We start from the raw sequence: 23,111 nt of genomic DNA on the forward strand, positions 1-23,111 counted from the left end.
CGGCGCGGGGTGGCGCCCGTCGCAATCCGCCCCGCCCGGGAACTTTCCCGCCAGCGCCGCCAGCGACTGACCACCCGGACCGGGGAGCCGTGCCAGCGACGGCACGGGCGGGCGGCCGTCAGCCGGCGAGGGCACGGGTGGCTTCAGCCGGACGGCGAGCAACCGTCAACCGGCCACCACGGGCGAGCCGGCGTCAGCCGGCGACGGCCAGGGCGAGCGGGAGCACGTCGGGGGCGCCGGCCCGGCGCAGTTCGCGGGCGGCCATGGTCATCGTCCAGCCGGAGTCGACCAGGTCGTCGACGAGCAGCACCGGCCCGTCCAGCCCGGCCAGGGCCGCCGCCAGGTCGTCCGGCACGGTGATCGCGCCGTGCAGGGCGCGTACCCGCTGCGCGCTGTTGCCGCGCGGCCCGCCCACCGGACCGGCCGCCGTCACCTGCCCGAGCAGCGGCAGCCGCCCGACCGTGGCGATCCGCTCGGCCAGCGAGCCGACCAGCCGGGGCCGACGACGCGAGCCGACCGCGACCACGCCGGCCGGGCGGCGCGGCCAGGGGTCGTCGCCGTGCGCCCAGGCCTTGAGCACCTCGACCACGGCGGCGACCACGTCGTCCGGCACCGGGTCGTCGGCCGCCTCGGGCCCGACCAGGCCGCGCAGCCGCCCGCCCCAGCCCAGGTCGGAGAGGCGGCCGACGGCGCGGCCGGGCAGCGCCTGCTCGCCGGGGGCGATCCGCCCCTTCAGCGGTACGCCAACCGCGTCCAGCCCGGTCGGCCAGAGCTTCTTCGGCGGGAGCTCCACGCCGGGCCGGCCGAGGAAGGTCTGCGCGGCGGCCAGCGCTGCGTCGGACACCGCGGGCGGGAACAGCGGCCCGGCGCATCGGTCGCACCGGCCGCAGTCGGCCGCCCCGGTGTCGTCCAGGCACTCCCGCAGGTAGCGCATCCGGCAGTCGGGCGTGGTCGCGTACTCCCGCATGGCCTGCTGCTCGGCGGTGCGCGCGGCGGCGACGCGGCGCAACCGGGCCTCGTCGTAGACCCACGGCTCGCCGGTGGCCAGCCAGCCGCCGCGGACCCGGCGCACCGCGCCGTCCACGTCGAGCACCTTGAGCATCAGTTCCAGCCGGGCCCGGCGCAGGTCGACGATCGGTTCCAGGGCCTGGGTGGAGAGCGGCCGGTCGGTGTGCAGCGCGGCCAGCACCGCCCGGACCTGCTCCTCCGGCGGGAAGGCGAGCGAGGCGAAGTACCGCCAGATGGCGGCGTCCTCGGGCCCGGGCAGCAGCAGCACCTCGGCGTGCTCGACGGCCCGGCCCGCCCGGCCGACCTGCTGGTAGTACGCGATCGGTGAGGGCGGTGCGCCGAGGTGCACCACGAAGCCGAGATCCGGCTTGTCGAAGCCCATGCCCAACGCGCTGGTGGCGACCAGCGCCTTGATCTTGTTGTCCAGCAGGTCCTGCTCGGCCGCCCGCCGGTCCGCGTCGTCGGCCTGCCCGGTGTACGCGGCGACCGGGTAGCCGCGCGCGCGGAGGAACTCGGCGGTCTCCCCCGCCGCGGCCACGGTGAGCGTGTAGACGATGCCGGAGCCGGGCAGCCGGTCCAGGTGGTCGGCGAGCCAGGCCAGCCGGTGCGCCGGGCCGGGCAGCTCGACCACGCCGAGCCGCAGCGACTCCCGGTCCAGGGTGCCGCGCAGCACCAGCGCGTCGCCCAGCTGCTCGGCGACGTCGGCGGTGACCCGGGCGTTGGCGGTGGCGGTGGTGGCCAGCACCGGCGTGCCGTCGGGCAGGTTGCCGAGGAAGGTACGCAGCCGCCGGTAGTCGGGCCGGAAGTCGTGCCCCCAGTCCGAGACGCAGTGTGCCTCGTCCACCACCAGCAGCCCGGTGGTCGCGGCCAGCTTGGGCAGCACGGTGTCCCGGAAGTCGGGGTTGTTCAGCCGCTCCGGGCTGATCAGCAGCACGTCGACCGCGCCGGCGTGGATCTCGGCGGTGATCTCGTCCCACTCGTCCAGGTTGGCGGAGTTGATGGTCCGGGCCCGGATGCCGGCCCGGGCGGCCGACTCGACCTGGTTGCGCATCAGCGCCAGCAGCGGCGAGACGATCACCGTCGGCCCGGTCAGCGGCCCGGCGGCCGGGCCGGCGGCAGAGCCGTCGGTCTGCCGCAGCAGGGCGGTGGCCACGAAGTAGACGGCCGACTTGCCCCATCCGGTGCGCTGCACGCAGAGCACCCGCCGCCGGTCGACCACCAGCGCCTCGATGGCCCGCCACTGGTCCTCGCGGAGCCGGGCGTGCTCGCCGGCCAGTCGCCGCAGCACCGCCTCGGCCCGTTCCCGTACCGCCGCCCGATCCTGGCTCATCCGGCATTTCTACCAGCGGCGGGTGACGACGCCCCGGTTCGCGCGGGAGTCTCCGGTCACGGTCCGGCCGGTGGCGTCCGTTCAGGCGCGGGGGACGCTCGGCACCGAAGCTCGCCGCGCCCAGCGGCGACGCGGCGCAGCCGGCGCCGAAGCTGGCGTACCAGATGCTCAACAGCTGAGCGTCGACGCGTCCACCGGGTGCCGCGGCCGCACGGAGAGCCGCGGCACCCGGTCGCGTTCGGCGGTCAGCGGCCGAGCACGGAGCCGCCGTTGACGCCGAGCACCTGCCCGGTGACGTAGCCGGCGGCCGGGCCGGCCAGGTAGCGGACGGCCTCGGCGATGTCGTCCGGTACGCCGGCCCGCCCGACCAGCGTCGCCGCCACCCGCTTCGCGTGTCCCTCCGGGGTCATCCGGTCTCCGAAGAACTCCGTCTCGGCCACGTAGCCGGGGCTGACCACGTTGACCGTGATCTGTTCCGGGCCGAGTTCCCCGGCCAGGTCGTACGCCCAGCCGTGCAGCGCCGCCTTCGCCGCCGAGTACGCCCCGCCGCCGCCCCGCTGGGCGGCGATCGAGCTGACCAGGATCACCCGGCCGCCGGGGCGACGCAGGGCCGGCCGCAGCGCCTCGGTGAGCAGCACGGCGGTGAGCACGTTGGCGTCCAGGTTGGCCCGCCAGTGCGCGGCGGTGCCGGCGAGCGTGCTGGTGTTCCCGCCCAGATAGCCGCCGGCGTTGTTGACCACCACGTCGACCGGCCGCCCGGCGACCGCCTCGACCACCCGGTCGAGCTGCTCCGGATCGGTCAGGTCGGCGCTGACCGCGCGCACCGCCCCCGCCCGCCCGCACTCGGCGTCGAGGCGCTCGGCCGTGGCCAGCAGCACATCACCGCGCCGCCCCACGATCAGAACCTCACACCCGTCCTTGGCGAGCCCGAGCGCGACAGCCGCCCCGATCCCGGTCCCCCCACCACTAACCACGGCCAACCGCTCACCCATACCGCACCGCCCCTCCCGCGAGAAGACCCCGTCGATCATGAAGTTAGCGTCACCGCCATCGGCGTGTCGCGACAATAACTTCATGATCAACGGGGTCAGCCCGAGGGCGCCCGGGTGGGGGTCAGGGGTGGGGGCGGAGGGTGTTGCGGAGGTGGGTGAGGCGGGGGGCGAGACTGGCCAGGCCGCCGGGGAAGAAGTAGACGGCCAGGATGAAGACGGTGCCGAGGACGAAGAGCGGCTGGGACAGGGGGCGGCTGAGGATCCCGGGCAGGGCGTCCACCGCGTCGCTGGTGCCGAACGCGACCAGCCGGTGGTCCAGGTACATGTAGAGGATGCCGCCGAGCACCGGGCCCCACCGGGTGCCGGGCCCACCGAGCACCACCATGACCAGCAGCGACAGGGTCAGCTCGGAAGAGGTGATGTGCGGCGAGGCGCCGCCGACGATCAGGCAGTAGACCACGCCCCCGGCCGAGGCCAGCCCGCCGGCCAGGGTGAACGCCACCAGCTTGAACCGGTACGGGTCGAGCCCGAGCACCCCGATCCGCCGCTCGTCGTCGCGCAGGCCGGCGAGCACCCGCCCGGTCGGCGAGCCACTCACCCGGTGCACCACGAAGATCACCACGACCAGGTAGGCCAGCGCCAACCAGTAGAGGTTGACAGTGTTGGCCACCCCGACCAGCGCCGGGGGCACGCCGGCGACGTCCAGCGGCAGCCCTTCCTCGCCGCCGGTGAGCCCGCCGAAGTCCCGAGCCACCAGGATCGCGCCGACCTGGGCGAACGCCAGCGTCACCATGGCGAACGCGATCCCGACGGTACGCAGCGCGACGGCGCCGAGCAGCGCGGCGAGAATCGTGCCGCCGGTGATGGTCAGCAGCGCGGCCTGCCACAGCGACAGTCCGGCCTTGGTGACCAGGATGTCGGTGCCGTAGACGCCGGCGGCGAAGTAGAGCGCGTGCCCGAAGGAGAGCATGCCGGTGCGGCCGAAGAGCAGGTCGTAGCCGGCCGCCAGGCCGCCGAAGACCAGGCACACGGCGAGCAGTTGCAGGGTACCGGGCGAGTTCAGCGGGCCCTCGAAGATGCCCGGCAGGTGCACGGTCGAGTACGGCAGGATCAGCGCGACCACCAGCGCGACCAGCGGCAGGAACGGGCGGACCCGGTGCCACCGGCCGGTGTCCGGCGTCAGTTCGGCGGGCACCGCCGGCGGCGCCGGAACCTCGGGACTCTTGACCTCGGTCATGCCGTTGCCACCTTTCCGGCAATGCCCTGCGGGCGCAGCAGCAGCACCACGGCCAGCAGCGCGACCACGCAGATGTCGCCCAGCCCGGAGGTGCCGTAGTAGTTCACGAACTGTTGCAGCAGGCCGACCGCGACCGCCGCGTACGCGGACCCGACCACCGAGCCCATCCCGCCGATCACCACCACGATGAACGCGAAGATCAGCAGCGAGCCGCCCTGGCCCGGCGAGACGGTGCCGAAGTAGACGCCACCGAGCGCGCCGGCCAGTGCCGCGGCCGCCCCGCCGGTCGCGAAGACCAGGGTGAACGCCTTACGCACGTCGATGCCGAGCGCGGTCACCATCTCCCGGTTCTCCACGCCGGCCCGGATCACCAGGCCGTACCGGGTCCAGCGGAGGAAGGCCAGGATCGCGCCGAGCACCACCACCGCGGCGATGATCAGCAGCAGGCCGCCGTTGGGCACCTGCGCGCCGAGGATGCCGGTCACCTCCCGGGTCCAGTCGGGGCGCGGGAACGGCCGGGCGTCGGCGCCCCAGGTGGCCTGGAGCAGCGCCACCCCGGCCAGCGACAGGCCGACGGTGACCAGCACCTGCTCGATGGTGCGGGAGTAGAGCGGGCGGATCAGCACCAACTCGACCAGCACCGCCACCAGCGTGCCGGCAGCCACCCCGAAGGCGACCGCGACCAGGAAGCCGAAACCGTCCCCGCCGGCTCCGGGCAGGTTGCCCGCCGCCCACCAGGTGGCGTACGCGCCGACGCCGAGGAACAGCCCGTGCGCGAAGTTGAGCACGTCGGCCAGGCCGAAGACCAGCGAGAGCCCGGAGGCGACCAGGAAGTAGAGCGCCGCCAGGCCGAGCCCGGTCAGCGTCAGCAGGACGATGGTGTCCATCAGTGCGCGTCCTTCCCCCCGGCCGGCCCACCGGACGCGGCCGACGCGTGCCCCTCCGCGGAGCCCACGCCGAGCAGCGACTTGGTCAGCGCGGTTTCCAGCAGCAACTGCTGCGCGTCCCCGGCCCAGGCCACCTGGCCGGCGGCGAGCACCACCGCGTCCCGGGCCAGCCGCCGGACCACCGCCAGGTTCTGCTCGACGAGCAGCACCGGCACGGACTCGGCGACCCGTTCCAGCACCTCGGCCACCTCGGTCACCACCTTCGGCGCCAACCCCTTGGTCGGCTCGTCGACCAGCAGCAGTCGGTTGTCGTTGAGCAGCACCCGGCCGATGGCGAGCATCTGCTGCTGCCCGCCGGAGAGCGAACCGGCGCGCTGCCGGCCCCGCCGGTCCAGCTCGGGGAAGAGCGCGTACACCTTGTCGTACGCCGGGGTGGTGCCGCGCCGTTCGGCCAGCCGCAGGTTCTCCGCCACGGTGAGCCCGGCGAAGACGCACCGGTCCTCGGGCACGTAGCCGAGCCCGCCGCGGACCAGCCGGTGGGTCGGCCGGGCCAGCAGGCTCTGCGCGCCCATCCGGATGGTGCCGCGTACCTCCCCACCGCGCGGGGTGAGGCCGACGATGGCGCGCAGGGTGGTGGTCTTGCCGACCCCGTTGCGGCCGAGCAGCACGGTGACGCCGGTCGGGGCGACGGTGAACGACACCCCTTGCAGGATGTGCAGCCCGGCGATCCGGACCGACAGGTTCTCCACGTCGAGGATGGGTTCCATCAGAGCGACTCCCCCAGGTAGGCCTCTTGCACGGTGGGGTTGGCCATCACCGTCTCCGGGGTGTCGCAGGCCAGCAGGGCGCCGTGGTGCATCACGGCGATCCGGTCGGCCAGCTCCAGGATCACGTCCATGTGGTGCTCCACCATCAGCACCGACCGGCCGCTGTCGCCGGTCAGCGAGCGGATCACCGCGACCAGCTCCGGCACGTCCTCGGCGCTGACCCCGGCCATCGGCTCGTCGAGCAGCATCACCCGCGGCTCGCCAGCCAGCAGCAGCGCGATCTCCAGCTTGCGCTTCTCGCCGTGGGCCAGCGTGCCGGCCAGCGCCGCGCCCCGGTGGGCGAGGCCGACGCGCTCCAGCGCCGCGTCGGCGGCGGCGGCCACCTCCCGGTCGGCCGCCGCCCGCCGCCACAGCTTCATCGAGCCCCCGCGGTGCGCCTGTACGGCGAGCCGCACGTTCTCCCGCACGCTGAGCGAGCCGAAGACCGAGGACGCCTGGAAGGTACGGCCCAGTCCGAGACGGGCCCGCCGGTGCGGCGGCAGGGACGAGATGTCCTGCCCGTCGAGGGTGACTCGTCCTTCCGTGGCCCGGCGCAGGCCGGTGATCAGGTTGAACAGTGAGGTCTTGCCGGCACCGTTCGGCCCGATGACGCCCAGGAACTCCCCGGGCGCCAGGTCGAGGTAGACGCTGTCGACGATGGCGACCTCACCGATCCGCCAGGTCAGACCGCGGGTGGCGAGCATGGTTCAGCCCTTCATCGCCACGGCCGGCGGCGCGCTCTCGTCGCCGGTGAGGCTCTTCTGCGCGGTGGCCGTGAAGGTGCTGCCGCTGCCGGTCAGCTTGGCCTGGAACATCGGCTGGAGCAGGGCGTGGTCCTCGGCGCGGATGGTCATCTTGCCCTTCACGCCGTCGAAGCTCCAGCCCTCCAGCGCGGTGATCATCTTCTCGACGTCGTCGCCACCCTCCTGCACGGCGCGGACGACCATCTGCGCGGCGGCGAAGCCGTCCGGGTGGAACAGGTCGAGCGTGCCACCCGGAATCTTGGCCTTGGCGGCCTTGGTGGCCTCGTTGTCGGTGGCCCCGTCGAAGTAGTGCGACAGGAACGAGATCTTGCTGCCGGCGGCGCCGAAGGTCGGCCAGCTGGCGCGGATGTCCAGGCCGGTGACGACCGTGGTCGAGGAGAGCACGCCCTGCTGGTCGAGGGTCTGCCACATGGCCGGGGCGGTGGTGCCGGCCCAGGCGACGAAGAGCAGGTCCGGCTTGGCGGCCTTGATCTGGCTGGCGAACGGGGTGAACTCGGTGGCGCTGGCCGGGGCCCGGACGCTGCTGACGGTCGCGCCGGCGCCGCCGATGACGGTCTTCACGGCCGCCTCGTTGGCGTCGCCGAAGGCGCCGTCCTGGGCGAAGACCACGACCTTCCTGCCGGCCGGGTCGCCGATGAACGACTTCGCGGTCAGCACGTCCTGGTACGACTGCCGGCCGGACCGGAAGGTGTACTTGTTCGCGCCGGTCACCGCGTCGGTCGCGGCCGGCCCGGAGATGAACAGCACCTTGTTCTGCGCGGCGATCGGCGCGACCTGCAGGGCCACCCCGGACGCCGTCGAACCGGCGATGATCTTGTGTCCCTTGCCGATCAGGTCCTTGGCCGCGGAGACCGCCTTCGCCGGGTCGCCGGCGTCGTCGACCTCGGTGATCTCGATGGCCCGGTCGCCGACCTTGTTGGTGCCCTTGGTGGCGAAGTCGAGGCCGGCCTTGAACCCCTCGATGTACTGCTTGCCGTAGCTGGCCAGCGCTCCCGACTGGGAGTAGACCAGGCCAACCTTGACCGGGGCGGCGCTGTCGCCGCCACCGGAGGCGGTGTCCTGCGGGCTGCCACAGGCCGTGGCGGCGAGCGCCGCGGCCATCATCGTGGCGGTGGACAGGAGCAGCCGCCGCGTCGTCCGGACCGTCATTGCGACTCCACGTGAGGACTCGGAGGGAGGGAACTCATTTGTCGGCTCACGCTAGAAGTGACGTCACGCACGGGCTATGTGGCCGAAACACACAAGTAACAGGGGTCGGGTGGCCGACCGTGACAGCTGTCGACCTGCGGCACTGACGGCGTACCGCCGCGATGGGCGCGGTAGCCATGACCGAAACCGGGCATGTGTCGCACCCCGCCACCGACCCCCACCGAACGCGGTACGTCGCTGCCCCGTCCCGCCGCCGGGGCCGGCCGTCCGGGTGTGCCGAGTCGCCACCCGACCGGCGGCGCTGTCACTGCCGCACGACCGCGAGCTGAGCCTTCCGCACACTTTCGGGTGCCCGCGCGCCGACCCTGCGGGCGCCCCGGCCGGCACCCGATAACGTCCTGTCGAGCTGCCCTCACAGACGGGGCACGACCCGCTGACCGTCGCTGGCTTCCGGCCGGCGACGAAGCAGCAAGACCGCGCTCGATCACGGTTGTGGTGGCCTCCCACCGCCTCCGAGGCCACCACAACAACGAAACAGCGCGATCTTGAGGTGTCCGGCCCGCGCCGCCCGGCCCGGTGGGATGGCTCGGCAGCTCGATGGTCCGGTGCGTGGGGCGGCTCGACAGCGTCCTTCGCGCGCACGCCACTTGCCACCGGGTGCGCCGGCTCACTACCGGCGGACCGTTGTCACGAATCGCCGCCCTGGCCGGTCGTAGGTGCTTGACTGCGGCGTGAGATGCCGCAGCAGGAAGGGAAGAGATCGATCATGAAGATCGTCGTCATCGGCGGCACCGGACTCATCGGCAGCAAGGTCGTGGCCATCCTGGAGGGGCAGGGCCACGAGGCGGTCGCCGCGTCGCCCAAGACCGGCGTCAACACCCTCACCGGTGAGGGCGTCAAGGAGGCACTGGCCGGCGCGGACGTCGTCGTCGACGTGTCCAACTCCCCGTCGTTCGAGGACTCGGCGGTGCTGGACTTCTTCCAGACCTCCACCCGTACCCTGCTCGCCGCCGGGGCCGAGGCCGGCGTGGCCCACTACGTGGCCCTGTCGATCGTCGGCTGCGACCGCATTCCGGACAGCGGTTACATGCGGGCGAAGGTCGCCCAGGAGAAGCTGGTGACCTCCGCCGACATCCCGTACTCGATCGTGCGGGCCACGCAGTTCATCGAGTTCGTCCCGGCCATCGTCGCGTCCGGGACCGACGGGGACACCGTCCACCTCTCCCCGGCGCTCATCCAGCCGATCGCGGCCGACGAGGTCTCCGGCACGGTCGCCGAGGTCAGCCTCGGCGCGCCGGTGAACGGCGTGGTCGAGGTCGGCGGACCGGAGCAGATCCCGCTCGACGAGCTGGGCCGGGCCACCCTCGCCGCGCAGGGAGACACGAAGGAGGTGGTCACCGACCCCGAGGCGCGGTACTTCGGCGCCCGGCTGGACGACCGCTCCCTGGTGACCGCCGACGGCGCGCGGAGAGGTACGACGACCGTGGCGCAGTGGCGCCAGCGGGCCGGCCAGCGGGCGTAGCGCCGGTCTGCGCCGTACGCGATGGGCCGGACTCCTCCGCCGGCCCACCGCGGCGCCCGCTACGTTTGGGCACATGGTGAGCGGTCGAGCGGACGCCGACGGCACCTCGGCCGCACCCGGATGCTCGGCCGTGACGGCCGACGACCTCACCGAGTTCCTCGCCATCCGTCCGCGCCTGTTCGGCATCGCCTACCGGATGCTGGCCAGCGTCACCGAGGCCGAGGACGTCGTCCAGGACGCCTGGCTGCGCTGGCAGGGGACGGACCGCCGGAAGGTCCGCAACGCGGCCGCCTTCCTGACCACCACTACCACCCGGCTGGCCGTCAACGCCGCCGGCTCGGCACGCGCGCTCCGCGAGCGGTACGTGGGGCCGTGGCTGCCGGAGCCGGTGGACACCAGCGCGGACCCGACGCTCGGCGCTGAACGGGCCGAGGCGCTGGACGCCGCCGTCCTGCTGCTGCTGGAGCGGCTCACCCCGAGCGAGCGGGCCGCGTACGTGCTGCGGGAGGCATTCGACTACTCGCACCGGCAGGTCGCCGAGGTCCTCGACATCACCGAGGCGAACGCTCGGCAACTGCTCAGCCGGGCCCGCCGGCACCTCGTCTCGCATCGGTCCGCCCCCGCGCCCCGCAGCGAGCGGCGGCGGCTGGTCGAGACGTTCGTCGCGGCGGCCCGGGACGGGAACCTGGCCCGGTTGGAGCAGCTCCTCGCCGAGGACGTGGTCGCCCGCTCCGACGGCGGCGGTCGGGTGGCCGCCGCGCGCAAGGACGTCAACGGGCCCGCCCGGGTCACGAACCTGCTGGACAACGTCTGGCGCAAGTACTGGCGCACCTCGAACTTCCGGGTCGTCGAGGCGAACGGCGACCCGGCGCTGCTGGTGGCGAACGCCGACGGCACGCCGGAGGCCGTGGTCTGCCTGGACGCCACGGACCAGGGGATCTCGCTGCTGCTCATCGTGGTCAACCCGGACAAGCTGCGGCAGTTCGCGGCCGGCTGAGACGGTGCCGGCCCGCCACCCGGAACGGTGGCGGGCCGGCGCGGGCGGGTCAGCGCTGGGCGAGCCCGGCGCGGGCGGCGACCGCGGTGTCCGGGTGGTCGGCGAAGACCCCGTCCAGGCCCAGGCCGAAGAAGAGCTCGTACTCGGCCTGGATGTCGCCACGGGCGTTCGGGTCGGCGCCGATCCGGAGGTCGGCCGGCAGGAACTGGTTCTCGGCACGGAACGTCCAGGCGTGCACCACCAGCCGCTGCCGGTGCGCGTCCCGGACCAGGGTGGTCGGGGCGAGCAGCCTCCCGGCGGCGTCGCGCGGGACGATCAGGTTCTTGTTCGCCCCGACGCCGTCGGCGTACCGGGCGATCCACGCCAGGCCGGCCGGCTTCGCCAGGTCCTGGTAGGTGCGGGGGTCACCGGCGACGGTGAAGTCGTACGGGCGGCCGCTGGCGTCGAGCAGCTGGGCGAGCCGGACGTCGATCATCCGGTCCAGCCTGCGCAGGTTCGCGGTCTCGAAGGACTGCACGATGACCGGCGAGTTCTTCCTGGTCAGCTGGTTGGCCCGGAGCACCTTCACCAGCGGCTCCTCCAGCGGCAGCCCGATCGAGGCGAAGTAGCTGGGGTGCTTGGTCTCCGGGTAGACGCCGATGGTGCGGCCCCGTGCCCGCCCCTCGGCCCGGGCGAGGTCGATGACCTCCTGGAGCGTGGGCACCGCGAACCGGCCGTCGAAGGCGGTGTTGGCCACCCGTACCTGCGGCAGCCGCTCCTCGGCCCGCAGCGTCTTCAGCTCGGCGAGCGTGAAGTCCTCGGTGAACCAGCCGGTCACCCGGGTGCCGTCGATGGTCTTCGTGGTCCGGCGGGCGGCGAACTCCGGGCGGGTGGCCACGTCGGTGGTGCCGGAGATCTCGTTCTCGTGCCGGGCAACCAACACGCCGTCGGAGGTGGAGACCAGGTCCGGCTCGATGAAGTCCGCGCCCTGCCGGATGGCCAGCCGGTACGCCTCCAGGGTGTGCTCGGGCCGGTATCCGCTGGCGCCCCGGTGGGCGATCACCAGCGGGCGGTTGCCGGCCTTCTCGGCACCGGCCGCCGGACCGGCCGCCGGGTCGGCCGACGCGCCCATGGTCGGCACGGCCACCACGGCTGCCAGCAGGGCTCCGGCCAGGCCGAGGGCGGAAAGGGTACGTCGCAACGCCGTCTCCTGTCGTCGTCGAGGAACGCCCACAGCAGACCGGCCCGGGTTGTCCGGCAGTTGGTCGACGGCTGGCGGCCAGGTGAACCCTCCGGGATACCGGTTTCTCCACCCCGATCCGGGCGGAACAGGAAGATTGTCTGGTGCTCCGGTTTTTTCGTCACCCCGTACGGCTGGTGCCGTTCGGTTTTCTGGCGACGATCCTGCTCGGCACCGGCCTGCTGATGCTGCCCTGGGCGACCAGTGATCACCAGTACACCCCGTTCGTCACCGCGCTGTTCACCGCGACCTCGGCGGTGTCGGTGACCGGGATGGCGGTGGTCGACACCCCGAACTACTGGAACGAGTTCGGCCTCGCGATGATCACCGTGCTCACCCAGGTCGGCGGGATCGGCATCGTCACCGGGGCGACCCTGGTGGTCCTGGTGGTCGCCCGGCGCCTCGGGCTGCGCAACCGGCTGCTGGTGCAGGCCGAGACCCAGGAGTTCGGGTTCGGCGACGTACGCCGGCTGCTCATGCGCATCGCCGCCACCTCGCTGATCTGCGAGGCGGTGATCGCGACGATCCTCACCGTCCGGCTGGCCGTCAGCCACGACTACCCGCTGGACCGGGCGCTCTGGCACGGCGTCTTCCACGCCGTGCAGGGCTTCAACAACGGCGGCTTCGCGCTCTACACCGACAACCTGATCGGCTTCTCCACCGACGCCTGGGTCACCCTGCCGCTGGCCATCGGCGCGATCATCGGCGGGCTCGGCTTCCCGGCGCTGTTCGAGGCGGTCCGCGAGTGGCGACAGCCGGCCCGCTGGGCGGTCGGCACCAAGCTGACCGTCTGGGGCAGCCTGGTGCTGCTCCTGGTCGGCTTCCTCGCCCTGCTCGTGGTGGAGTGGGGCAACCCGCGCACCCTCGGCCAGTTCGGCTGGCCGGACAAGCTGCTCGCGGCGTTCACCCAGGACGCCTTCATCCGCACCGGCGGGTTCAACGTGCTCGACACCAGCGGCCTCGGCGAGGAGACGTACCCCACCTTGGTCGCGCTGATGTTCATCGGCGGTGGCAGCGCCAGCACCGCCGGCGGGATCAAGGTGGCCACGTTCTTCCTGCTCGCGTTCGTCATCTGGGCCGAGCTGCGCGGCGAGCCGGACGTGACGATCGGGCACCGCCGGGTGGCCACCGCCAGCCAACGACAGGCGATCACCGTGGCGCTGATCAGCGTCGCGCTGGTGGTGGCCGGCACGGTGGGACTGATCGTGATGACCGAGGGTGTGCCCTTCTACGCCGCGCTGTTCGAGGTGACCTCGGCGTTCAGCACCACCGGGCTCTCCGTCGGCGTCGCCCCCACCCTGCCGGAGAGCGGCCAGCTCGCCCTCATCGCCCTGATGTACATCGGCCGCGTCGGGCCGCTCACTCTCGGGTCGGCGATCGCCCTGAACACCCGGCGACGGCTCTACCGCTACCCCGAGGAGCAACCCATTGTCGGCTGACAGCACCAACGACGGCGGCATCCTGGTGATCGGGCTCGGCCGGTTCGGCGGCTACCTGGCCGAGTCGCTGACCCACCTCGGCCACGAGGTGCTGGCCGTCGACCGCAACCCCGAACTCGTGCAGCGCTGGTCCGACCAGCTCGACCGGGTGGTGCAGGCCGACGCCACCGAACAGGACGCGCTGCGCCAGCTCGGCGCGTCCGACTTCCAGAGCGCGGTGGTCGCCATCGGCGCCTCGGTCGAGGCCAGCGTGCTCGCCGTGCTGGCCCTGGTGGAGCTCGGCGGGCCGCAGGTCTGGGCCCGGGCCACCTCGACCAAGCACGCCAAGATCCTGGCCTCGGTGGGGGCGCACCACGTGATCTTTCCGGAGGCGGAGACCGGGGAACGGGTGGCCCACCTGATCGTCAGCAAGATGCTCGACTTCATCGAGTTCGGCGAGGACTTCGCCATCGCCAAGGTACGCGCCCCGGAGAGCCTCGCCGGCCGGTCACTGGCCGAGGTGCGGCCGGCCGAGCGGCACGGCGTACGGGTGGTCGGCGTGCAACTGCCGGGCGAGCGGTTCCGCTACGCCACGGACGACACCATCGTCCTGCCGGGCAGCACGCTGATCGTCGAGGGAAGCATCGACGAGGTGCAGCGCTTCGCCGCGCTGACCTGACCAATCGCCCGGCCCGCCGTCAGGCCGCCCGCCCGGCCCGCCGTCAACTCGACGGCCGCCGGCCCGCCGTCAGGCCGGCGCGACCCGATCAGTCGTCGTCGCGGTCGTCGTCATCGTCCCCGTCTCTTTCCCCGGCTTTTTTCCACCACCGCTCCCCTTGCCCTTGCCGGAGTCGTCGGCCTTCGCCGTGCCGCCACCGGCCTTGCTGGTGGCCTTCTTCTTCGGCGGGGCCTTGGTCGCCGGGGGCTTGGGCGCCGTGCTGGGTGCCGCGCCGGCCACGCCGGACACCTGCACGCCGCAGGTGTCGCCGCCCAGGCGGAACTCGACCGGCAGCGGGTTCACGCCGGTGTGCCGGCCGGTCAGGGTGAGCTTCTCGGCCGCGCCGGGCGCCAGCGCGGGCCGCCCCGGCGCCGGCCGTACGGTCACCGTGCTGCCCTGCTGGTTTACCGGCGCGGGCGCCGCCTTCGTCACCGTCTGCCTGCCCGGGAAGGTGAAGCTCATCGTCCAGTCCCGCAACTCGCGGTCACCGGTGTTGGTGAGGGTCAGCTCGGCGGTGAAGTCCCTGCCGGTGTCGGTGCGCAGCGCGTACGCCACCCGGCAGGGGGCGGGCTTCTCCACCCCCATCCGGGCCGGCGTGGGCTCGTCAACGCCGCCGCTGGCCGGGCTGCGCGAGGTCAGCCCCCACAGCGACGCGGTCACCGCGACCAGCCCCGCGGCGGCCACCCCGGCCTCCAGCTTCCGGCGCCGGGCCACCGCCCGGCGGTTGCGGGTAAGCGAGAACGGCAGCGCGTCGGTCGCCGCCGACCAGGGCAGGATGGTGGTGCCGGCGCTGGCCAGCGTGGCCGCGTCGGCCGGCGCGGCGGCCGGGGAGACCGGCACCGCCGGCAGCATGCCGGCCGCCTCGGCGAGGGTGGCGGCCACCTCGACGGTGGCCGGCCGGGCCTCCGGGCGCTTGGCCAGGCAGCGGCGCACCAGGTCGGCCACCTCGTCGGCCAGCCCCGGCACCGGCGGCATCGGCTCCGGGTCGTTGTACATGTGCGCGCGCAGCATCTCGGTGGTGGTGCTGGCCTGCCAGGGCAGCCGGCCGGTGAGCATCCGGTAGAGCAGCAGGCCGACCGCGTACACGTCGGTGGCCGGCGAGACCTGTCCGTTGTCCAGCCGTTCCGGCGCCAGGTACGCGGGCGTGCCGAGCAGCGCGCCGTCCGGTCCCTTCTCGCTCTCCCCGACCAGCGCCGAGATGCCGAAGTCGACCACCTTCACCCCGGTGGGGGTCAGCATCACGTTGCCCGGGGTCACGTCGCGGTGCACCACCCCGCGGGCGTGCGCGGTGGCCAGCGCCGAGGCCACCTCCGCGCCGATCGTCACCACCTCCCGCCAGGGCAGCTGCCCGCCACGGCGCAACCGGCCGCTCAGCGACTCCCCGTCGATCAGCTCCATCACCACGTACGGCACGGTCAGCCCGACCTGCTCGGACTCGCCGTAGTCGTACACGTTGGTGATGTTGGGGTGGCAGAGCCGCGCGGCGGCCTGCGCCTCGATCCGGATCCGGTGCCGGAAGGCACGGTCGCTGGCGAGCCGGGAGGCGAGCACCTTGACCGCCACCTGCCGGCCGAGCACCTCGTCGTAGCCGCGCCAGACCACGGACATGCCACCCGCGCCGAGCTGCTCGATCAGCCGGTAGCGCTCGCCGAGCGGTTGCGCGCCGTTCTGAACCCCTCCACCCATGGTCAGCGTTGTTGCCCCGGCCGGCCCGGACTACACCTCCAGGGTCGGAATCGGTCAGGAAGTCACCCGTTCAGGCGGTCGCCAGCAGTTGGTCCACCGGGGCGTAGTCGTCGGTGAGCACCAGCGCGTCGCCGACGAATCCGCTCAGCTCCGCGCCGGACAGCAGGCTGGTCGCCTCGTCGAGGGTGTCCAGCCGGGCCCGCACCGCGGCCAGCGGAAGCGGGGCGTCGGAGGCGACGATGAGGAAGTTGGACCCCTGCTCGCCGGCGAGGGCGGCCGGCGGGGCGATCAGCGCGACGTTCCGGAACTCGGCGGCGACGGTGGCCAGTTCGCTGCGGATGAAGCGCAGCGGCGGGTAGTCGATGACGTTCTGCACGTAGACGCCGCCCGGCCGGGTCACCCGGCGGATCTCCGCGGCCATCTCTCGGGTGGCCAGGTGCCAGGGCACCACCAGGTGCCCGAAGGCGTCGCCGACCACCAGGTCGCGGCTGTCGCCGGGCTCGCCGGCCACCAGCATCCGGGCGTCACCCACCACCGCCCGCAGCGCCGGCCCCTGGCGTACGCCCAGCTCGCGCTCGCCCAGCTCGACCAGCCCGCCGTCGATCTCGAAGACCACGTTGTCGGTGCCCGGCCGGGTGGCGGTCAGGTAGCCCGGCACGGTGAACCCGCCGCCGCCCAGGTGCAGCGCGTCCAGCCGCCGCCCCGGCGGCGCCACCACGTCGGCCACCGCCCCGATCCACTGGGTGTACGCGTACTCCAGGTGGGTCGGGTCGGCGAGATCCACGTAGGAGTGTTGGGCCGAGTTGAGCAGCAGGGTCCGGCCGCTGCCGCGGTCCGGATCGGTCTCGACCCGGGCGCAGTGGTACGCCGTCTCGATGTCGCACGGGTTCGGGGCGACCGTGGTCAGCCCCGCCCCGACCAGGCCGAGCACGGCCAGCGCGGCCCTGGCCCGGGCCGGGCCGGGGGTGGCGGTGCGGTCCCGGCGGCGCAGCCACACCCCGAGGGCGAGCCCGGTGATCCCGAGCGCGGCGGCCAGGGCGAACAGGATGATCGTGCTGGGCAGGGCGGCGACCAGCACGAAGCCGGTGCCCAGGGTGGCCGTGATGCCGCCCAGCGTGCCGATGCCGGAGAGCCGGCCGACCACCTGGCCGGTACGGCGCAGGTCGGCCAGTTGCAGCTTCACCACCAGCGGGGTGACCGCGGCGAGCAGCGCCGCCGGCACGAAGACGGCGAGCGCGACCAGCAGCAGGATGGCGGTCGCCGCGCCGCCGCGCAGCACCTCACCCGCGTACCGGACCACCGGCAGGGTCACCGCGGTGGCGATGCCGGCCAGCACCAGCGCCGGGGCCAGCAGGGTGCGCGGGTCGCGCCGGTCGGCCAGCCAGCCGCCGGACCATGCCCCGTACGCGATGGCGGCCAGCGCGATGCCGATCACCGAGCTGGTCACCTGGAGGGTCACCCCGACGTACGGTCCCACCAGGCGCAGCGCGACCGTCTCCAGCACCAGGACGGCGCCGCTGGAGAAGAAGACCAGGAATGCGGCGAGGCCTCCTGGCAGGGCCCGGCCGGTGGCCGGCTCGGGCTGCGCGGGCGGGACCGCGACATCGGGCGATGGGGAGTTCACCGTCGCGATGGTACGCAGCGAACCTGGCGCTCCGGGTCAGTACATCGAGAGATGAACATGGTTCGTATGGTCGGCGGCCGGGCTGCCGCCGCCGCTGTACGAGCGCCAGCCGGTGCCCGGATGCCAGATCTGCCGGTACCAGATCACGTAGAGTACGCCGAGCCGGCTGGCGTTGCGCACGTGCCAGGCGGCCAGGCTGTCCCCGTACGCCTTGTCCCCGCCGGTCGCGGTCTTGTCCTCGAACCCGCCGGCGGCAGCCGAGAAGTCGCAGGCCCGGCCCTTCGGATGCTCACCGGAGCCGCCGCTGCGGTAGCAGGAGACGTAGCGTTTGTAGCCGGCCGCCTTGGTCTGCTGGAGGGCGTTGAGGGTGCGCGGGGTGATGCATCCGGAGGTGGTCGGGTCGTTCACCGAGCAGGACTCCGACGGCCAGGAACCGTCCGGGTTGCGCGGCGCCGGCTTGGCCGAGGTCGAGCTGGCCCCGCTGAAGCCGCCGCTGCCGCCGCCGCTGACCGCGGCGAGCGCGGCCTCGGCCTCCTTCTTCTTCTTCGCCATCACGGCGAGCTGCTTCTGCTGTTCGCGGACCTCGGTGTCGAGGGCGATCTTCGCGTGCTGCGCCTGCTGGCGCGCCTCGGCCAGCTCGCGCAGCCGCTTGCCGTCGCGCTGCGCCATCAGGTCCAGATTCGCCGCCCGCTCCAGGAACGCCACCGGGGAGGCGCTGTTGAGCAGCATCGAGGCCGGGGTGAGCCGCCCCACCCGGTAGGACTGCGCGGCCACCTCGGCTACCTGCTCGGTCAGCTCACCCAGCCGCGCCTCCAGCCCGGTCAGCTCCCCCACCAGCTCCTTCTGCCGGCGCTTGGAGTTGTCGAGCTTCGACTTGGCCTCGAGGTGCGCCTTCGCGGTTGCCTCCAGGGCGTCCCGGAGCTTCTTGGTGCCACCCTCGTTCGGCTCCGCGTACGCGGGCACCGCCCCCATCCCGAACAGCAGCGCGACGGCGGCGAGCAGGGCGATCAGCGGGCGGCGGCCACGACGCCCGGCGGGCATGGTCCTGGGCACGAAAGCATCCTTCCGTCAGCCGCCGGCCCCCGTGGTAGCGCTGCCTGGCGGCGGTCACCGCCGGCGCCGGTCGGCGGCCTGCTGGCGGAGACCGGCGGTCAGGATACCGGACCGTCGAGCCCGGACCAGCCCCCCGCGCGTCCGACGCCCACATCATCGACCCCCCGTACCCACCCCCTCACCCACCGCGCTCGCCACCCCGCTCACCGCCCCCCGTTCCGACCTCGCTCGGACACGGAAAGGGTGGCCTCTCCGCGTTGGGAGGCCACTCTTTCGGTGCACGTGCGCGGACCCTGAGCGGCGGGTGGCGGGTCAGGGAGTGAGGAGGGCGTCGCGGACCTGGATCCAGATCTCGTCGTTGGCGGCGACGAGCAGGCCGTGGCCCTCGTCCGCCGGGTGGTAGTCGGTGCCGTCGAAGCGCCGGGCCACCCCGCCCGCCGCCCGGACCAGCAGGGTGCCCGGCCCGTGGTCCCAGGGCAGGGTCCGCCAGAAGAGCACGAACTGCTGGTCGCCGAGGAGGATGTCGAGATACTCCCGCCCGGCGCAGTGCTGCCCGGGCAGCAGTTCGCCGAAGCGTGCGGCGCCCGTGTCGACGGTGGCCCGGGACGCCGGCGGCAGGAACCGGGTCATCGCCGCGCCGCGCAGCTCGCCGACCGGCGGCGCCGCCCGGGTGGTCCGCACCGGCCGCCCGTCCAGCCAGGTGCCCTCCCCCATCCGGGCGCTGGCCAGCGTGTCGGCGAGCGGGTCGAGCACCCACGCGGCGGCCGGCTCGCCGTCGGTCAGCAGGGACACCATCAGCGCGAACGGCCGCCGGCCGGCGGCGAAGTTCGAGGTGCCGTCGACCGGGTCGACCAGCCAGACGTCGCCCGACCCGCGCAGGTGACGCAGCAGGCCCGGATCATCGGCCACCGCCTCCTCGCCGACCACCACCGAGCCGGGACGCAGCCGGCGCAGGGTCACCGAGATCATCTCCTCGGCCCGCCGGTCAGCGACGGTGACGATCTCGCCGGGCGCCTTCTCGGCGACGTCGGCGTCGTCCAGCTTGCGGAACAGCGGCAGCACGACCTGGTCGGCGGTCTCGCGCAACAGCCCGCCGACGTCGTCGAGCAGGGTGTCAGCCACGCGGCGGCAGCTTCACCACGCTGACGAAGAACTCGTCGATCTGCCGGACCACCGAGATGAACCGCTCGAAGTCCACCGGCTTGGTCACGTACGCGTTCGCGTGCAGCTGGTAGCTGCGCAGGATGTCCTCGTCGGCCTGCGAGGTGGTCAGCACGACCACCGGGATCCGGCAGAGCTGCTCGTCCTTCTTGATCTCCTCGAGCACCTCCCGGCCGTCCCGCTTGGGGAGGTTCAGGTCGAGCAGGATCAGGTCGGGGGTGACCGCGTCCGCGTACCGGCCCTCGCGGCGCAGGTAGGCCAGCGCCTCGGCGCCGTCGGAGACGACGGTCAGCCGGTTGCGGAGCTTGTGCTCCTCGAACGCCTCCTGGGTCATCAACACGTCACCCGGGTCGTCCTCGACGAGCAGGACCTCGATCGGGCTCTTGCCGTCTGCCGGCGCGGTCATCCCACGGTCTCCTTCATGCCACCCGTTCTACCCTCGTCCGGCGCGCCCCGGAGGCCGTCCGCCGGCTGCGCCTCCTCGGCCCGTCCGGACTGCTCGGGCGCCGCCTCGTCGGCCGGCGCCGCCGGCTCGCCCGCCGGCCCCTCCGCGCCCGCCGTCGCGTCGTCCGCCGCCCCGGCGTCCTCGGTGGCCGCGGTCACCGCCGCGACGTCCGCCGGCAGCGCGGGCAGGGTGAACCGGATCGCCGTCCCCTCGGGCACGTCGGTGTCCACCCAGACCCGGCCGCCGTGGTACTCGACGATCTTCTTCACGATCGCCAGGCCGATCCCGGTGCCCGGGTACGCGTCCTTCGAGTGCAGCCGCTGGAAGATGACGAAGATCTTGTCGGCGAACTCCGGCTCGATGCCGATGCCGTTGTCCTGGCAGGTGATCTCCCACTCGTCGCCGACCAGGCGGGCCGACACGTGCACCCGCGGCCGCACGTCGGGACGGCGGAACTTGATCGAGTTGCTGACCAGGTTGGCCAGCAGGTTGGTCAGCAGCGGCTCCTCGCCGCGGATCACCGGCAGCTCGGACCAGGTCAGTTCGGCGTCGGCGTACTGCCGGGCCGCCTCGGTCTGCCCGGCCACGTCACCCATCACCTTGTTCAGGTCGACCTCGGTGAAGCCGGCGGTGAGCCGGCCGATCCGGGAGAAGGCCAGCAGGTCGTTGATCAGGCGCTGCATCCGCTGCGCGCCGTCGACGGCGAAGGCGATGTACTGGTCGGCCCGCTCGTCGAGCTGCCCGGCGTAGCGGCGCTGGAGCAGCTGGCAGAAGCTGGCCACCTTGCGCAGCGGCTCCTGCAGGTCGTGCGAGGCCACGTAGGCGAACTGCTCCAGGTCGCGGTTGGATCGCGTCAGCTCCTCGGCCTGCTTCTGCAGCTGGCTGTTGACCCACTCGATGCGTTCCCGGGCCTCGCGTACCTCGGCCAGGTCCTTGGCGATCTTCCGCCGCATCGCGTCCACGTCGTCGGCGAGGCGGCGGAACTCGGGCGGGCCGGCGCCGGTGATGCCCTGCTGGTAGTCGCCCTCGGCGACCTCGCGAACCTGGTCGGCGAGCGCGGTCAGCGGGCGGACCACCATCCGGTCCAGCGACAGCAGCAGCATCGCGCCGGTGACCACCACCACCAGCGCGGCGACGATCAGCAGGACGACCAGCAGGTTGCCGGTCCGCTGCACGTCCCGGGCGCTCTTCTCCCGGGCCGAGACGATCTCGTCCTGGAGTGCGTTGACCGCGTCCCGGACCTCGTCGAACTGCTGGCGGGCCTGGTCGGTGACCAGTGCCTGGCCGGCGGCCGTGCCCTCCTGCTCGGTCGTGGCGATCACCGGCAGGGCGACCGCCTGCCGCCACTGCTCGGCCTGGCTCTCAACCTGCCGCAGCTCCTCCCGGATCTCCGGGTGGTCGTCCAGCAGCTGCCGCATCGAGGCGACCCGGTCCCGTTCCAGCCGCAGCCCGTCGTCGTACGGGGCCAGGTCGGCCCGGTCGCCGCTGACCGCGAAGCCGCGGACCGCGGTCTCCTGATCGAGTAGCGCGTTGAGCAGCTCCTGCGCCTGCACCCGCAGCGGGGCGGTCTTGTTCAGCACGGCGTCGGTCTTGGCCCGGTTCTGCGCGGCCACGTACGCCTCGGCCACGGCCAGGCCGACCAGCAGCAGGCCGACCACGGCGAGCAGCGTGACGACCCGCTGGCGCAGGGTCCAGCCGGAGGTCTGTGCGGTCACCGGCCACCACCCCGGCTGAGCAGCAGCATGGCGACGTCGTCGGCGAGCGGGCCGCCGTTGAGCTGCTCGGCCCGCCCGACCAGCCAGGCCGGCAGCTCGGGCAGCGGCACCTGCCGGCTGGCCGGTTCCGCGAGCAGGTCGTTCAGGCCGGGCACGTCGAGGCGTTCGTCGCCCTCGCCGATCCGACCCTCGATCAGGCCGTCGGTGTACATCAACAGCGACCAGTCGTCGGCGTCGAACTCCAGGTCGTAGGCGACCGGCCGGCGCGGTCGTACGCCCAGCAGCAGGCCGCCGGGGGCGGGAACCGGTGCGACCCGGCCGCGGGAGAGCAGCAGCGGTGGCGGGTGACCGGCCAACCGCACGGTGGCCCGGTTGGCGTCCAGGTCCAGCCGGGCGGTGGCCACCGTCGCGAAGATCTCCTGCAGCCGGCGCTCGCTCATCAGCACCTGCTCCAGCGCGGGCAGCACCTCGTCGTCGGGCACCCCGGCGAGGATCAGGGCCCGCCAGGCCACCCGCAGTTCGACGCCGAGCGCCGCCTCGTCGGCACCGTGCCCGCAGACGTCACCGACGATCAGGTCGAGCCGGTCGGGGCGGGTCTGCACCACGTCGTAGAAGTCACCGCCGATCAGTGCGGCGTGCCGGCCCGGCCGGTAGAAGGCGTGCACCGCGACCTGGTCGGTGGTCATCAGCGGCTGCGGCAGCAGGCCGCGCTCCAGCCGGGCCGACTCGGCCTGGCGCAGCTCCACCTCACGCAGCCGGCGGGCGTTCTCGTCGGCCCGCTTGCGCTCCACCGCGTAGCGCAGCGCCCGGGTCAGCAGCACCCCGTCGACCTGGCCCTTGACCAGGTAGTCCTGCGCCCCCTCGGCGACCGCGACGATGCCCAGGTGCTCGTCCGAGCGGCCGGTCAGCACGCAGACCGCGGCGCCGCTGGCCATCTCCAGCACCGCCCGCAGCCCGTCCAGCCCCTGCGCGTCGGGAAGGCCGAGGTCGAGCAGGACGCAGTCCACGCCCATCACCCGCTGCCGGGCCTCGCTCAGGCTGGTCGCGACGAGCAGGTCGATCATCGAGTTGGTCTCGGCGAGCAGCTCGCCGACCAGGAAGGCGTCCCCCTCGTCGTCCTCGACCAGCAGCACCCGCAGCCGCTCGCCCGGCGGCAGGTTGGGGTGCCGTCCCAGCCCGCCGTGCGGGTACGGCACGACGGGGGAACCGGCCAGACCGGTCCCCCGGTACGGCCGGGTCACCGCCGCGAGACGCGGGAGTTCACTGGTGATTTCGGGCTCCTTCCGAGTGCCCTGCTGATCCTGTATCAGACAACGGTCGCACACAACACGACGGACCCGGCGCGGGGCGGGATGGCACGGATCACCACCCGTTGCCGGA

At 73.3% G+C, this 23,111-nt stretch carries 19 protein-coding genes; 4 read left to right on the forward strand and 15 right to left on the reverse strand.

The genetic code is table 11. The features are described from left to right. Positions 1–193: 193 nt before the first annotated feature. From FHX32_RS06440 to FHX32_RS06470, 7 genes are all read right to left on the reverse strand, one after another. Entirely contained in the window at positions 194–2,338 is a 2,145-nt protein-coding gene (locus FHX32_RS06440) for a DEAD/DEAH box helicase (RefSeq protein ID WP_167179876.1), read from the reverse strand. Positions 2,339–2,583: 245 nt separating this feature from the next. Beyond that, positions 2,584–3,330, reverse strand: coding sequence for an SDR family oxidoreductase (locus tag FHX32_RS06445; protein ID WP_167182314.1), 747 nt, complete (start codon positions 3,328–3,330; stop codon positions 2,584–2,586). Between the two features lie 121 nt (positions 3,331–3,451). Beyond that, on the reverse strand, positions 3,452–4,567 hold the full coding sequence (locus FHX32_RS06450; protein ID WP_167179877.1) for a branched-chain amino acid ABC transporter permease: 1,116 nt from the start codon (positions 4,565–4,567) through the stop codon (positions 3,452–3,454). Then, on the reverse strand, positions 4,564–5,454 hold the full coding sequence (locus FHX32_RS06455) for a branched-chain amino acid ABC transporter permease (RefSeq protein WP_167179878.1): 891 nt from the start codon (positions 5,452–5,454) through the stop codon (positions 4,564–4,566). Before FHX32_RS06455 ends, FHX32_RS06450 begins: the two co-directional genes overlap by 4 nt. Further along, positions 5,454–6,221: a branched-chain amino acid ABC transporter ATP-binding protein gene (locus FHX32_RS06460; RefSeq protein ID WP_208417972.1), complete on the reverse strand. Its 768-nt coding sequence runs from the start codon at positions 6,219–6,221 to the stop codon at positions 5,454–5,456. The genes FHX32_RS06455 and FHX32_RS06460 overlap by 1 nt, the downstream gene beginning before the upstream one ends. Beyond that, the gene (locus tag FHX32_RS06465; protein WP_167179879.1) at positions 6,221–6,964 is read right to left on the reverse strand and encodes an ABC transporter ATP-binding protein; all 744 of its coding nucleotides are present in this window, start codon (positions 6,962–6,964) and stop codon (positions 6,221–6,223) included. Before FHX32_RS06465 ends, FHX32_RS06460 begins: the two co-directional genes overlap by 1 nt. A gap of 3 nt (positions 6,965–6,967) precedes the next feature. Next, positions 6,968–8,173, reverse strand: coding sequence for a substrate-binding domain-containing protein (locus FHX32_RS06470; RefSeq protein WP_167179880.1), 1,206 nt, complete (start codon positions 8,171–8,173; stop codon positions 6,968–6,970). A gap of 766 nt (positions 8,174–8,939) precedes the next feature. Between FHX32_RS06470 and FHX32_RS06475 the strand changes: the two genes are divergently transcribed. Then, a complete protein-coding gene (locus FHX32_RS06475; protein WP_167179881.1) occupies positions 8,940–9,695 on the forward strand; it encodes an SDR family oxidoreductase in 756 nt (251 codons plus the stop codon). Between the two features lie 73 nt (positions 9,696–9,768). Next, a complete protein-coding gene (locus FHX32_RS06480; RefSeq protein WP_167179882.1) occupies positions 9,769–10,692 on the forward strand; it encodes an RNA polymerase sigma-70 factor in 924 nt (307 codons plus the stop codon). A gap of 49 nt (positions 10,693–10,741) precedes the next feature. Here the strand turns inward: FHX32_RS06480 and FHX32_RS06485 are convergent, their stop codons facing one another. After that, on the reverse strand, positions 10,742–11,872 hold the full coding sequence (locus tag FHX32_RS06485; protein ID WP_167179883.1) for a glycerophosphodiester phosphodiesterase: 1,131 nt from the start codon (positions 11,870–11,872) through the stop codon (positions 10,742–10,744). A 176-nt stretch (positions 11,873–12,048) separates the two neighbouring features. On the opposite strand from FHX32_RS06485, the gene FHX32_RS06490 reads away from it, so the two are divergent. Both FHX32_RS06490 and FHX32_RS06495 read left to right on the forward strand, forming a co-directional pair. Then, positions 12,049–13,350: a TrkH family potassium uptake protein gene (locus tag FHX32_RS06490; RefSeq protein WP_486480935.1), complete on the forward strand. Its 1,302-nt coding sequence runs from the start codon at positions 12,049–12,051 to the stop codon at positions 13,348–13,350. A 25-nt stretch (positions 13,351–13,375) separates the two neighbouring features. After that, positions 13,376–14,008 carry a potassium channel family protein gene (locus FHX32_RS06495; protein WP_167182320.1) on the forward strand — a complete coding sequence of 211 codons (633 nt, stop codon included), beginning with the start codon at positions 13,376–13,378 and terminating at the stop codon, positions 14,006–14,008. 69 nt (positions 14,009–14,077) lie between these two features. Here the strand turns inward: FHX32_RS06495 and FHX32_RS06500 are convergent, their stop codons facing one another. The 7 genes from FHX32_RS06500 to FHX32_RS06530 form a co-directional block, all read right to left on the reverse strand. Next, entirely contained in the window at positions 14,078–15,733 is a 1,656-nt protein-coding gene (locus FHX32_RS06500) for a serine/threonine-protein kinase (RefSeq protein WP_167179884.1), read from the reverse strand. Between the two features lie 70 nt (positions 15,734–15,803). After that, complete coding sequence (locus tag FHX32_RS06505; protein WP_167179885.1) at positions 15,804–17,357, reverse strand: fused MFS/spermidine synthase; 1,554 nt, start codon at positions 17,355–17,357, stop codon at positions 15,804–15,806. 36 nt (positions 17,358–17,393) lie between these two features. Then, positions 17,394–18,398, reverse strand: a complete 1,005-nt coding sequence (locus tag FHX32_RS06510) for a VldE C-terminal domain-containing protein (RefSeq protein WP_208418405.1) — start codon at positions 18,396–18,398, stop codon at positions 17,394–17,396. 324 nt (positions 18,399–18,722) lie between these two features. Next, positions 18,723–19,532, reverse strand: a complete 810-nt coding sequence (locus FHX32_RS06515) for an inositol monophosphatase family protein (RefSeq protein ID WP_167179887.1) — start codon at positions 19,530–19,532, stop codon at positions 18,723–18,725. Next, entirely contained in the window at positions 19,525–19,977 is a 453-nt protein-coding gene (locus FHX32_RS06520) for a response regulator (protein WP_167179888.1), read from the reverse strand. The genes FHX32_RS06515 and FHX32_RS06520 overlap by 8 nt, the downstream gene beginning before the upstream one ends. Continuing rightward, positions 19,974–21,731 (reverse strand): sensor histidine kinase, encoded by a 1,758-nt coding sequence (locus FHX32_RS06525; protein WP_486480936.1) that lies wholly within the window; start codon positions 21,729–21,731, stop codon positions 19,974–19,976. Before FHX32_RS06525 ends, FHX32_RS06520 begins: the two co-directional genes overlap by 4 nt. Continuing rightward, positions 21,728–22,927, reverse strand: a complete 1,200-nt coding sequence (locus FHX32_RS06530) for a fused response regulator/phosphatase (protein ID WP_167179889.1) — start codon at positions 22,925–22,927, stop codon at positions 21,728–21,730. Before FHX32_RS06530 ends, FHX32_RS06525 begins: the two co-directional genes overlap by 4 nt. Between the last annotated feature and the right edge of the window lie 184 nt (positions 22,928–23,111).

Source organism: Micromonospora sp. CNZ280 (genome assembly GCF_011759515.1).